Annotated in this window: 13 protein-coding genes and 1 pseudogene; 1 reads left to right on the plus strand and 13 read right to left on the minus strand. The window is 42.8% G+C overall.

The features are described from left to right. Positions 1–19: 19 nt before the first annotated feature. From DER53_RS13335 to DER53_RS13370, 8 genes are all read right to left on the minus strand, one after another. Positions 20–847 (minus strand): hypothetical protein, encoded by an 828-nt coding sequence (locus DER53_RS13335; protein ID WP_062754672.1) that lies wholly within the window; start codon positions 845–847, stop codon positions 20–22. A 96-nt stretch (positions 848–943) separates the two neighbouring features. After that, a complete protein-coding gene (locus tag DER53_RS13340; RefSeq protein ID WP_062754674.1) occupies positions 944–1,339 on the minus strand; it encodes a magnesium transporter CorA family protein in 396 nt (131 codons plus the stop codon). Between the two features lie 26 nt (positions 1,340–1,365). Beyond that, complete coding sequence (locus DER53_RS13345; RefSeq protein ID WP_062754676.1) at positions 1,366–2,925, minus strand: LXG domain-containing protein; 1,560 nt, start codon at positions 2,923–2,925, stop codon at positions 1,366–1,368. Continuing rightward, positions 2,926–3,222 (minus strand): YwqI/YxiC family protein, encoded by a 297-nt coding sequence (locus DER53_RS13350; protein WP_062754678.1) that lies wholly within the window; start codon positions 3,220–3,222, stop codon positions 2,926–2,928. It lies immediately after the preceding gene. A gap of 65 nt (positions 3,223–3,287) precedes the next feature. Further along, positions 3,288–3,632 carry a DUF5082 family protein gene (locus DER53_RS13355; RefSeq protein WP_062754680.1) on the minus strand — a complete coding sequence of 115 codons (345 nt, stop codon included), beginning with the start codon at positions 3,630–3,632 and terminating at the stop codon, positions 3,288–3,290. 456 nt (positions 3,633–4,088) lie between these two features. Then, the gene (gene copZ / locus DER53_RS13360; RefSeq protein WP_015863983.1) at positions 4,089–4,292 is read right to left on the minus strand and encodes a copper chaperone CopZ; all 204 of its coding nucleotides are present in this window, start codon (positions 4,290–4,292) and stop codon (positions 4,089–4,091) included. 21 nt (positions 4,293–4,313) lie between these two features. Continuing rightward, positions 4,314–6,707 (minus strand): heavy metal translocating P-type ATPase, encoded by a 2,394-nt coding sequence (locus DER53_RS13365; RefSeq protein ID WP_062754682.1) that lies wholly within the window; start codon positions 6,705–6,707, stop codon positions 4,314–4,316. 13 nt (positions 6,708–6,720) lie between these two features. Next, a complete protein-coding gene (locus tag DER53_RS13370; RefSeq protein ID WP_062754683.1) occupies positions 6,721–7,032 on the minus strand; it encodes a metal-sensing transcriptional repressor in 312 nt (103 codons plus the stop codon). Between the two features lie 716 nt (positions 7,033–7,748). On the opposite strand from DER53_RS13370, the pseudogene DER53_RS17805 reads away from it, so the two are divergent. Beyond that, a pseudogene (locus DER53_RS17805) lies at positions 7,749–7,964 on the plus strand (polysaccharide deacetylase family protein); the annotation flags it as partial. 310 nt (positions 7,965–8,274) lie between these two features. Here the strand turns inward: DER53_RS17805 and nfsA are convergent. From nfsA to DER53_RS13400, 5 genes are all read right to left on the minus strand, one after another. Next, complete coding sequence (gene nfsA / locus DER53_RS13380; RefSeq protein WP_062678602.1) at positions 8,275–9,024, minus strand: oxygen-insensitive NADPH nitroreductase; 750 nt, start codon at positions 9,022–9,024, stop codon at positions 8,275–8,277. Between the two features lie 78 nt (positions 9,025–9,102). Then, complete coding sequence (locus tag DER53_RS13385) at positions 9,103–9,741, minus strand: SdpI family protein (protein ID WP_062678603.1); 639 nt, start codon at positions 9,739–9,741, stop codon at positions 9,103–9,105. Next, a complete protein-coding gene (locus DER53_RS13390; RefSeq protein ID WP_174525696.1) occupies positions 9,738–10,010 on the minus strand; it encodes an autorepressor SdpR family transcription factor in 273 nt (90 codons plus the stop codon). The genes DER53_RS13385 and DER53_RS13390 overlap by 4 nt, the downstream gene beginning before the upstream one ends. 143 nt (positions 10,011–10,153) lie before the next feature. After that, positions 10,154–11,008, minus strand: coding sequence for an MBL fold metallo-hydrolase (locus DER53_RS13395; RefSeq protein WP_062754686.1), 855 nt, complete (start codon positions 11,006–11,008; stop codon positions 10,154–10,156). A gap of 271 nt (positions 11,009–11,279) precedes the next feature. Further along, entirely contained in the window at positions 11,280–12,113 is an 834-nt protein-coding gene (locus DER53_RS13400; protein ID WP_062754688.1) for a pirin family protein, read from the minus strand. Between the last annotated feature and the right edge of the window lie 288 nt (positions 12,114–12,401).

Raw genomic sequence — 12,401 nt, forward strand, 5'->3', positions numbered from 1 at the left:
AAGGACACGCCATTCGCTGTCACATTTCGATCACTTCTTTAAAGCGGTCTACTCGCTGTATCCATTCCTTTACCGTCACTAAATAAATACGGACCGGTGTTTTCGGATGCGGCGTATACTCGACAAGCCACACTCCGTTTTGAGATGGAAGAAAAAAGAAAAGATCTCTCATATGATAAAGCACATTCTCCATATAGAGATCGGGCGAAAGATTATCCGTTCCATTAGGGAAATGAAAGGTAGTGAGATTGTATAAATACCGGTTTTTCGCTTCAAGATCCTCAAGGAAATGTTCAAAACTTCTTTTTTCCTCGTCCGTAAATTCACTTTTCTTCTTAACTTTGTCTACTTTTTTCGGTTCGTTCAACCAATCGAACGCTTTCTCGGTCAGAAAAAATTGTTCTGCAGGCACGGAATCTCCTGATGAAAATGAATAATACTCACGAATTTGATCTAAAATTTCGTCAAATGTTACGTAATAAAACTCATGAATAATATCTTTATATATAATATGCGCCAGCCAGTCGTCCCCTTCGTAATGATGGAACATTAGCGCTCTTTTGCGAGGCATGTCCGTTCCTCTTATTACCCATTTTGACTGCACATAACGATTGATAAATATTTTCATTTCATCGGATATTGGTTCTTCGCCACGCTCAGCTTTTTCATCATCGATAATCCCCTTTAAAATAAGTTGATGCTCCGCTGTCTCCAAAATAGCTTTCCATTCTTTTTCGCTCCTTTTTCCAAACGCTGCTGCTCCTATCCCTTTAGCAACACCAGGATAATCACATACCCCCACCAACAGCATCAATTCTGCCGTTGTACACGTCATGACAAGCTCCATCGGACTCCTCCTCTTTCCTTTTTCCATTCTACTTTTGACTTTCTATGTATCTTGCTTTCTTACAATTGCTGCCAGCTCAAAAACCTGGCCTGTCCATTATAGATGCCCCAACAACAGCAATTTTAATAAATAGTGCAGAGCCATCCATATAATTCCATATACCGCTGCCCCCACAACCGTAAAAACCGCATACAACAATTTCCGAATCAAAAATGGATAAGGGGATACTCTCTTATACAGATAAACAGGAAACCAAAAACACAAGTTAAGTATTAGAATGATTATTTTCTCCCACATCGCTTCCGGATGTTGTGCATAGGCTAAGTCATAGGAATATACCACCAAATTAGCACCTAAAAAGACAGCGGCAGCAGTGCTAAACTGTAATATAAAAATCGCCCCTAATGTATAATCAAGCAGAGTAATCCATGTATGTGGTTCCGATAATAGAAACCATAGGTCTGACAATAGAAACCTGAAATCTGATGTCATCAATATATGCCTCCTTAAAACTATCGCTAGCTAAACCACTTTTTTATTGATGCTGGTATTTCTGCCTTTTTTATTACATCCACCGCCTTGTCATCAACCTTTTTAATCGCATCCGCCGCCTCGTCAACTACTTTTCCCCCAGCGTCCTTTATTTTATCGCCAAACAGAGAACTAACGGTTCCGCCTACAAACGCTCCAACCGCCCCTCCTATAATCATCCCCGGCGGCCCTCCTATACTGCCAATCAGGATTCCCACTCTTGTGCCTACGTTTATAGCAAACATATCCAGTAATGCTCCAGTAAAAACACGGCCAACTCTTTCTGCTGGGCTTTTATTTTGATTTTCCGGACTTACATATTCAGTTAAATTAGCCACAGCAGTAATGGCAATCCCAACTCCAGGTATATACCCAGCTGTTTTGTGCATTCCCTTCGTTTTTGTTGCAGCTTCAGTTGTTTCTTTAACCCCTGCCGATACCCGGTCTATCAATGCATTTCTGAACTCTTCCCCGGTCAATAAGCCTTCAATATTTTTAGGGTATCCTGCCATATGTTTAATAAAGTCTGATGGACTCCGATAACCAGAAAAAATTTTTTTCAGTACTTTTTCATACCAACTATTCGGTTCTTTTCTCGTCAGTTTAATAATAAATTTGGCTAGGGGCGATTCGTGTTTTGTTTCGCTTGTCCATGAAGGGTGAGCTTTCACCGCGAATCGATAGTCGCCTTTTATTTTTTGCCATAAGGTCGGTGCTTGACGAATATATTTTATTTGCAAACCTTTCGCTACTTGCATGGAAGCGAGAAACGCCACAAGCCTTGTGCCAATAATGATATTATCTCCTGTACTTAATTTTTCGTTTATTGTGGCGAAAAAATCAGTGAAAGGATATACCCTTTCCTTCATTTCATCATTTCGCAATTTAACCGTCAGCGTTCTATAATCTGGATGACTGTTTAGCTTATCCATGTTAAACGATAAAATCGAAAAATCTCCTTGGCAAAACATCGACTCGATAAGCGCAGTATAATTTTTCATGATTTGAAGATCAGCTTCCAGGCCGCTTAATTCTTTCATCTGTTCGGAATCAAACTTCCGCAAATCCTCCACCGTTTCTGCCACATAATCTTCCGCTTTTTTTAATCCGTGCATAAAACGCTGATCGTCTAATCTTGTCAAGCAAACGATATCATTTACTTCATTCATATAACCATTGGCTTCATCTATTAAGTCTATGACGGTATTTTTCATTCGCCGTAATGCTGAAGTAATCTCATATTCCAAAAAACTTTCGCGAATAAATCCGTTATTTGCCGGCTCTAAATCATTCAGTGATTTTCCTAAGTTAACTAGAAATCTTTGATAGTTATCGATGAAATTTTCGAGAAACCGTAAAAACGGAACGTGGCACTCGTTATAAAAAAAGCGAATAGCTTTAGCTCCTTCACCAGCATAAAAAGATTCAGAATGCGTAAATGATTGCATATCATCTTTAATGTTATTTATTTGTTCCTTTTGCACTTTTAATATAGCTTTTAATTCCTTGACGCCATTTTCTAAATCAGAAACATCTAAGACTCTCACTTATCTCTCTCCCCCTTGGCTCTTTCCGATAATTGAGGAACTTATCGCTTGGTCTGTTTCCTTCATGGCATCAAGAGAATGAAAGGTGGACTGTATATTAGAAAGCAGAAGCGTTTTATATTTTTCTAAAAGATGACGTAATTCGCCGTTAAGTTCATCCAATTTCCTAACAACACCTAGCTCATTTCCTCCGGCTACAGAAGAAGGATAGGAAATACTTAACGCTTCCGTGGAGTTTTGCAGTTGACGAAGCTTTTTTTCTACCTGTGCAAATTGTATATGGATTTCACCGCTCAATTACAACTCTCCCCCTCTTTTTCAATCCGTTTCATCACTCTAAACAAACATAGAAGCATGAATAATTATTGCTCCGCTTGTTGTGCTTCTAGTTGCGCAATCATTTGTCTAATCAAATAAATTTCTTCTTTGATGTCATTTGCTTTAGATGAAAGCTGATCGAAAACTACGGAAAATTGTTGTTCAATAATATCTTGATAGGATTCCAACATATCTTCATTCCTTATTTGCTGGAACTTTTCCGCCTTCTTCCCGTTCCACGTGTTAGACGATAGTTCAGGATCCATTATAAAACGCTGATAAGCCTGGAACTCCGCCTGCGAACTCAACAACTTTGATTCACAATGGTAAACACGCTGTAACTCTTCTTCCTTCTTGCGCAATAAAGAGTAATAGTAAGCAAGGGTCATGCAATTGCCCTCCTACAGTAAAACTCCTACTTTTAGTAGGTAACCAGATTTACTATATCATGGAAATATACCCACAAAAAGAGAGGAAAGGTGGATTCCTTTCCTTTTTATTTAAGGACTTTGAGACTAATAAATGTGTTTAGTTATTATTTTTTATGTCTACAGCTTGCAAAAAATTAGTACTATTATCCCTTACATTATTGATGGACAACGCGATTGCGCACAAGAAAACCATACAGCAAGCCACTTCAGCTACATATTGCATGTTTCTTCATATATGCCAACGATGTACCTGTCACATTTTGACAAGAGATATTGGTATCCTTTCTCATGATGTTTTTGTAAGAAAATGATCACCAAAAAGTGGATTCGAACTATAGGCTCTACTCCTTTCGATAAGAAAACAATTTTCGGAAGAAAAATCATGGCCTCCCCTAGAAAAAGGGAGGCCTTCGTTTATTCCACATCATAACCTTGTTCTTCAACAGCTTCTTTCAATTGGGCGATGCTGACTTTCGTTTCATCGAAATCGACATCGACCGTGCCTTTTTCCAAATGCACTTCGACGCGGTTGACTCCTTCTAACTCTTGAAGAGCGTTTGTGACCGCCATTTTGCAATGGTTGCACGTCATTCCTTGTACTTGTAATGTTGTTGTCATGATGTATTCCTCCTTATGTTTTTATAGTTTCACGCGCTTCAAGCGAAGTGCGTTCGTTACTACCGATACGGAGCTAAATGCCATCGCCGCTCCGGCAATCCAAGGTTCCAACAGTCCAGCGGCGGCAACCGGGATGCCGATCGTATTGTAAAACAGCGCCCAAAACAAGTTTTGCCGAATATTTGTCATCGTTTTACGGCTAAGCTCGATCGCTTTTGGAATATGCGATAAATCGCCGCCAACTAATGTGACATCGGCCGTTTCGATGGCGACATCCGTTCCCGTGCCGATCGCCATACCGATATCGGCTTTTGCCAACGCCGGAGCGTCATTAATGCCGTCGCCGACCATGGCCACCCGTTTGCCTTCACGCTGCAGTGTTTCGACAATGTTTGCTTTGTCCTCCGGAAGCACTTCGGCGTATACATGGTCGATTCCCGCTTGTTTGGCAATCGCTTTTGCCGTCCGTTCATTGTCGCCTGTGACCATGTAGACGTCAAGCCCCATTTGTTTTAATGCTTGAATCGCTTCTTTGGCATTTTCTTTGATCGCATCAGCAACGGCGATGATGCCGGCAAGCTGTCCATCAATGGCCACGAACATCGCTGTTTTTCCTTCTATTTCTAATTGTATCATTTTTTCTTCATGTCGAGAAATGTCGATGTTGTTTTCTTTCATTAGTTTTCTCGTTCCAACGAGAACACGTTTGCCATCGATTGTCGCTTCAATACCGTGGCCCGCAAGCGCCGCGAAGTGCTCAAGCGGCTTCACAGCGATTTGTTGCCGTTTGCCGTATTCGAAAATCGCCTGCGCGAGCGGATGTTCCGAAGCGCTTTCCGCCGATACCGCGAAATTAAGCATTCCTTCTTGAAATTCAAGGACATCCGTCACTTGTGGCTTTCCTTTTGTCACCGTTCCTGTTTTATCCAATAGCACCGCGTTGATTTTATGCGTTTCTTCTAAGTACTCACCCCCTTTAAAGAGGATGCCGTGTTCCGCTCCTTTTCCGGTGCCGACCATGATCGATGTCGGCGTAGCAAGACCGAGAGCGCACGGACAAGCGATGACAAGCACGCTAATCGCCACTTCCAACGCTGTTGGCAAATCGCCCGGTGCAACAAAAAAGTACCAGACAATAAACGCCAACACAGCAATACCAACAACAATCGGCACAAAAATTCCCGAGATAACATCGGCCATCCGCTGAATCGGCGCTTTCGAACCTTGAGCTTCTTCGACGATTTTCACGATATTCGCTAAGGCTGTGTCCTTTCCAACCTTTTCCGCCCGAATCGTAAGAGTGCCTGTCGTGTTGATCGTTGCGCCAATGACGCGGTCGCCTTCTTTTTTATCAACCGGAATCGATTCTCCCGTAATCATCGACTCATCAACAGCGGACGCTCCCGCAATTACGATACCGTCTACCGGTATTTTTTCGCCTGGTTTGACGATAATCGTGTCACCGACTGCCACTTGTTCAAGCGGAACTTTGAATTCTTTGCCGTCGCGAAGCACGAGCGCTTCTTTTGCCTGCAAACTTAACAGCTTCGAAATCGCTTCGGTCGTCCGCCCTTTTGCCCGCGCTTCGAAGTATTTGCCGACAAGCACAAGCGTGATAAGCACCGCGCTTGTTTCAAAATATAAATTTGGCATATAGTGAGGGCTTCCAATCGTTTTGGCCGCTTCCACCAAGCTGTAAAAGTAAGCCGCAGACGTGCCGAGCGCGACAAGGACGTCCATATTCGCGCTCTTGTTTCTTAGCGCTCGATACGCGCCGACATAGAAAGGACCGCCGATATAAAACTGGACAGGTGTCGCTAACAGAAGCTGCATCCACGGATTCATCAGCCAAGCGGGCATCGGCAGACCAAGATCAAACGGAAGATGCGCAATCATCGTATATAGAAGCGGAAGCGATAAAATAATCGAAATCACAAGCTGCCGCTGTTTTTGTTTCAACAGTTCTTCTTTGAACCCCGCGCTCTCTTCTTCCTTCCGCACTTGTCCTTTATAGCCAAGTTTTTTTATTTTTTCTAATATCGCTTCGACCGATGTGATGCCTTCCTTATACTCCACCACCGCGCTGTTTGTTGCTAAGTTGACCGTAGCGCTTTCCACGCCTTCCATGCGCCGCAAACCTTTTTCAATTCGCGCTGCGCAAGCAGCGCACGTCATCCCTTCAATATCCAGCATCACCTTTTCGGTCGCCACGCCATACCCAAGTTTTTCGATTTTTTCTTGAATATCGTGAATGCTTTGTTTCATTGGGTCATAATCGATCGTTGCTTTTTCCATTGCTAAATTGACGTTCGCCTCGACTCCGTCCATTTTATTGAGCACTTTCTCGATGCGGCTTGAGCAGGCGGCGCACGTCATGCCGGTAATATGCAACGTCACATGCTTTTTCTCACCCATGGTGCTTCCTCCTCTATTTCGAGAACTGCTGGATAACGGTCATTAATTCTTGTATCGATTCGTCACCGTTGCCTTCGCGAATCGCCTTGGCGACGCAATGACGAACGTGTCGCTCTAGCAAATTCAAACCGACTTTATGAAGCGCCGCTTCAATTGCGGAAATTTGGATTAAAATATCGATGCAATAGCGATTGTCTTCAACCATTTTTTGCACGCCGCGCACTTGTCCTTCAATGCGTTTTAGACGTTTGATAATGTTTTCAATTTCCTCTTCCGTCCGCGGAACCATTTTTGGATTGGGCTGATTCTCTTCACGATGATTCATGAATTTCACCTCATTCCATTGTTCTATATACATTATACCGGTAAGGGGTATAAATCGCAATTAGAATGATTTAATTTTTTCTAACATAAAACTCCTTTAGCTGCTTCGCTGTAATGCAAAAATGAACCGCTTGTCATTGATAATCAGCGGTACATTGCGGATAATTGCATGGTTTTTCCTTTTTACGAGTTTTCACATACATATACGTCCGTTGGCTAAAAATAATATAGCGATCCATTACCATTCCGACCGCATTTTAGTGTCGATAAATGCAACATGGTCAAAATGTGGCCGTGTAGTCAAGCCAATGTCATCACCTTCAAACAAAAAAAGCGGGAGCAATCCCGCTTCAGCTTGCCGACAAATCCGACAAGCTGATGAATCACTGTCAAGACTAAGGGACATGGATTTCCCCCCCGTTAACCACCCATGAAGCGAACTTCACCACAGATGATAGAAATTAATTCTTTTCTCCATGGAAGCACCATAATTGTTTCACTTGCTTTCAAGAATATTCGTTGATAAAATGCACCAAGAAAAATGATTCAGATAGAGAGGAGACAAATGATGAAAAAAAGAATAGCCACATCTGGGATAATTTCGCTAACAATATTACTTTTTTTATTCGGTACATATAAATTAATGAACTCAAGAACATACCAGTTATTTGGAGGATTAACGAGTCACATAGATACAAACCAAAAAGTAGTAGCGTTTGGAGCCTTGAACCCGACACCTATTATTCTTCGATTTCTGACAAAATAAACTATGTAAACAAAAATGTAAAACCAGGATCCATCATTTTGTTGCATCCAATGTATGACAATACTGGCAACGAACTAAAAACCATTGAAGGGATTTTAGATTCTTTATCAAAAAAAGGTTATAAATTTGTCACGGTTAATGAACTGCAGAAGTTACAGAATAAGTAATGAATAGGAATTTGCTTTAAAAGCTTAATTTAACAACAAAAATGGAGTGGCCAAACTGTTACCAGTTTGCACTCCATTTTTTATGTCATTTTTAATTTTCAACCATTTCAAAAAGCCCTCTCCAACGTGAAAGTGGTCAGCGAACGCCTAGGACATTCCCCTGCTTCGATGACGTTAGGCGTTTATTCTCCCGTCACGCCAGACATGCAAGAACAAGTAGCTCAAAAATTCGCCAAACCCCTACAGAAAAAAGCGTGGTCAAAATGTGGCGGATCAACGTAAAAAAATCCCGTTTCGTTTTGAAGCGAGATTAACGTAGATTAAACCCTTTTCCTTCTATGAATTCTTTCATATACATACGGACAGGGTTACTGAGCATGTTCGCCATTTGCCCGGTCCATGTATCGCGGCGTTTGCCCTTTGTCCGCCGTTCGTAATACGCGGAAACGATATCGTTATATTGTTTCAGCTGTGCTTCGAATTTGGTGCGGTCTTGTTCATACGTTTCTTCGTGGTATACGTGTTCAAACGGCAAACGCGGTTTTTTATCAGGCTGCTGTGCCGGGTAGCCGACGGCAAGCCCGAAGAGCGGAATGACCCGTTTCGGCACTTTTAATAATTTGCATACTTCCGGCAAATTGTTGCGCAATCCGCCGATATAGCAAATGCCGAGCCCCATCGACTCCGCGGCAATCACCGCATTTTGCGCGGCAAGTGCTGCATCAATGAGCGCGACCATAAATTTTTCCGTGCTCTCAAGTGATGGCAGCACCTCTTTCTGTTCCATTTCGCCAATCACTTCATGACGGTGAAAATCGGCGCAAAACACGAAGAAATGGCCATTGTGCTCAACATAAGACTGATTTCCCGCGATTTGGGCAAGCTTCCGTTTCGTTTCTTTATCTTTCACCCCAATGATGGAATAAGCTTGTACGTAACTTGATGTCGATGCCGCTTGCGCGCACTCGACGATCGTGCGAATTTGTTCATCCGATAACGGACGGTCTTCAAATTTCCGAATCGAACGGTGCCGCAAAATTGTTTCAATGACTGAATTCACAGTAAATGCCTCCTATACAATAGATTGAATAGCTTTGTATTCTATCATATCAAAATCAAAAATGATTGACACTCGTCTCTATATCTGCGTTACTTTTTTATACGCGAAATAAGAATACACAATTGGCACAACCGCGATAAAGGCAATGGATGAAATGAGAAGAAAGCCGCGAATCGATGAAGGCATAAAAGCGGAAACGATGAGCATCCCTCCCCCGATGAAAAACACTTTGCCGCCAAACCGGTGCGTCCGCGCCCAAACGGTCTCGTTCGCCAGCGTCCACGGCGTGCGAATGCCTATGAAATAATTCGCTTTGATTTTTGGCATATAATTTCCGAGAACCACAAAAAGCAGACCTAATCCTATATTGGCAATCAAAACCATGTTGACATGGTAGCCAAGGCCGCTAAAGATGATAGAAATATGCATGACGGTTAAAAACGTTAGAAAAGTATACATAAAAACGCGGTACGCTCCCGCGAACTTTTCATAATTCTCTTTGCGCGGATCGATTTTCGACACCCCAAACAATATCCCATAAATCCCTGTCAACAAAATCGGTCCAAATAAAACGGCAAAAAGCTTTGATGAATAGCCGTCCACTTCCCCCGAGAAGTTCCAATGCGTTGGAACCTGGTCAGGCAATTGTGGGTACGCCCATGCTGAGATTCCAATATTGATGATGATCAGCAAGAAAAAATACCAATGCTTTTTCATTCCCTCTTCCCCTTTCCTTCTTGCAAAGATAAAATCCAAGCAAGTACATCTTGCAACACCGTTGTGTTGATGGAGTAATAGATGTACTGCCCGTCTTTTTCAGCGTGCACTAAATCCGCCTGCTTTAACAAATTTAGATGATGGGAAATGCTCGGTTTGGAAATGCGGAAATGATCGGCGATTTCCCCTGCTGTTAAATCCTTGTTCCTTAACAGGTTGAGAATGTCTCTTCTCGTCGGATCGGCTAGCGCTTTATAAACAAGGTTCATTTTCATATACGTTCACCGTGCTTATTTTGTTATTTAGAAAATTATCTAATTATTTAATTACATTATATAAAATATTCAGTTTTCTGTTAATAACCTGAGAAAACAAAAAGAGAACACCATGTGTCCTCTCCATCAACGAAAAACTATACTTCTACCATCATCGTATCATAGGCGATTTCGATGGACAGCCCTTGTTTTTGCAACTGTTTTTCTATTTCTTTGAGATCATCAAAGCCTAATCTGTTCATTTCTTCGACATGAGTCAATATAGTTTTCTTCGCCTTTAATTTGTGAATAATATTCAATGTTTCTGCAAATGTTGCTTCTATTTTCAATATAGGGTGATGTTCAGGCAGCAGCCGTTCCCCTGTCAGCGGATGAAGCTCAAAAATGCCGATCGGTAAAACCGCAACATCTACTTCCTGTACTTCCCGTGGAGGATCCCAGTTATTCAATTCATCCATCGCAATCAGCACCCGCTTCTCCCCTTCTGAAAATAAAAACGCATACACGTAGTCTTCGGCTAAGCGGAACGGGCGAATCTCCACTCCTTCCATCAATACGCTATCCCCATCTTGCAGCGTATGAAGGCGGATGTATTTCATCTTTTCGAGGAAAGAGAGATGTTCGCCGCTGCCGAGGCGGTGCTGAAAATCGATGGCGACCTGCTGCGGCAAGTAGACATCCGTCGTCGTGGAAGCAGGAGGATAATTCCGAAAATCGGCATTGATGGACTCCAGCACCCGCCTGCCCATCACGTGATCAGGATGCCAATGCGAGTAAAACACCGCGTTGATTTGTTTAATTTTAGAACGATTCATCTGCATATAAATATCTTCCGGCGTATCGATTAAGACGTCCGGACCGTGCACAAACAGGCTTGGACCGCTGCGGCTGTAAGGGATTCCTTTCACGCGCGCCTCGACGCATACGCGGCATTGGCAAAGCGGACGCGGAATCGTCACCGCTCCGCCTGTTCCTAAAAATTCAATTTTCATATCCTTCCCTCGCTTCTGTCATTATTCAGAAACAACACCGTATTTGTCTCCGTCTAACAAAATGTGATACGTTTGCTCACCGATGCTATGATGATCCGTTGTTTTTTGTTCGCCGCAAACATCTCCATCCGAAAATTGCAGATATGGATTGGTTTATCGCTCATAATAAATAACTCGCTTTGTTTCCCAAAAACAATTGTATCTATTTAGTCTGAATTTTGTAAATAATCCCACTATAAAAAGCGCTCCATATCGGAACGCTTTTTTATAGTTATTCAACGAATTTTCCTTCTTGATAATCGCGGATCGCCTGGCGGATTTCTTCCTGCGTATTCATCACAAACGGTCCGTAAGCGACAACCGGCTCGTTAATTGGCTCACCGGCATAAAGGAGGAGGCGCAGTTTTTCTTTGGCGGTGACAGTGATTTCGCTTTCTGTCTCGTTTTCAACGCGGCTTAAAAACAATACTTGCCCCGCTTTTCCTTCCGTGGCATCGGCGCCGAATGTTCCGCTACCTTCTAAAATGTACAGAAAGCCGTTGTAGCTTCCTGGCAAATCTTGCACGATACTCGCTCCTGGTTCGAGCACCATTTCCACCATCGTAACCGGAACATGGTTGAGTGTCGGGGCTTTTACTCCTTTCGATGACCCGGAAAATACGCGGATGATTGCTCCCTCTTCACGCCGGACAGGCATATCGCTTGCTTTTAAATTTTGATAACGCGGCTCTGTCATTTTTTTTGCGCTCGGCAAATTAATCCATAGCTGCAAACTGTGCACGGTCGAGCCTGGCGCCGGATCTTCTTTATGAATCACCCCTCGTCCTGCCGTCATCCATTGTACATCACCGGGACCAAGCGTTCCGTGGCCGGCTTTGCTATCAAAATGTTCCAACTGACCGTCAATCACGTACGTAACGGTTTCAATGCCGCGATGCGGATGAAAGTCAAACGTACCGCGTTGGAAAATATCCTCCATTAGCATCAAAAACGGATCGTATTCTTCCCAATTTCCCGGCTCTAGCACCGGCCCGCTGCGATGAATCGGGCTATTTGTCTCTATTTGTACCGTTTTTACACGGCGGATGCGACGCTGTGCTGGCATCTATGTGTTTCCTCCTTATGATCTTTATCTGCATCGTACTCTACACAACAATGAATGCAAACGATTTACCTTGTGACATCAGGTAACGGTATATCTTTCCTATACTCAAACGGATAGGAAATTGGCTTTTTTTCACTTATTGTTTCATTCGTTGCTGTCACATCATCATGCTCTTTATATTTTGGCACATCATCAAGCGGAATTTCTTTTCGGTAATCGAACATCATGCTAGGAGTGTGAATCATGTCCGCAACGAAGACATTTCACTCCTTTCTCCCCCCTTTTTAT

This window comes from Parageobacillus toebii NBRC 107807 (assembly GCF_003688615.2).
Lineage (GTDB): Bacteria > Bacillota > Bacilli > Bacillales > Anoxybacillaceae > Parageobacillus_B > Parageobacillus_B toebii.

What these genes read in the sequence shown, in the direction of transcription:
- DER53_RS13335 (WP_062754672.1), bottom strand. Translation starts at nt 847, where the DNA reads ATGGAGCTTGTCATGACGTGTACAACGGCAGAATTGATGCTGTTGGTG.
- DER53_RS13340 (WP_062754674.1), bottom strand. Translation starts at nt 1,339, where the DNA reads ATGACATCAGATTTCAGGTTTCTATTGTCAGACCTATGGTTTCTATTA.
- DER53_RS13355 (WP_062754680.1), bottom strand. Translation starts at nt 3,632, where the DNA reads ATGACCCTTGCTTACTATTACTCTTTATTGCGCAAGAAGGAAGAAGAG.
- copZ (WP_015863983.1), bottom strand. Translation starts at nt 4,292, where the DNA reads ATGACAACAACATTACAAGTACAAGGAATGACGTGCAACCATTGCAAA.
- DER53_RS13365 (WP_062754682.1), bottom strand. Translation starts at nt 6,707, where the DNA reads ATGGGTGAGAAAAAGCATGTGACGTTGCATATTACCGGCATGACGTGC.
- DER53_RS13370 (WP_062754683.1), bottom strand. Translation starts at nt 7,032, where the DNA reads ATGAATCATCGTGAAGAGAATCAGCCCAATCCAAAAATGGTTCCGCGG.
- DER53_RS13385 (WP_062678603.1), bottom strand. Translation starts at nt 9,741, where the DNA reads ATGAAAAAGCATTGGTATTTTTTCTTGCTGATCATCATCAATATTGGA.
- DER53_RS13390 (WP_174525696.1), bottom strand. Translation starts at nt 10,010, where the DNA reads ATGAACCTTGTTTATAAAGCGCTAGCCGATCCGACGAGAAGAGACATT.
- DER53_RS13395 (WP_062754686.1), bottom strand. Translation starts at nt 11,008, where the DNA reads ATGAAAATTGAATTTTTAGGAACAGGCGGAGCGGTGACGATTCCGCGT.
- DER53_RS13400 (WP_062754688.1), bottom strand. Translation starts at nt 12,113, where the DNA reads ATGCCAGCACAGCGTCGCATCCGCCGTGTAAAAACGGTACAAATAGAG.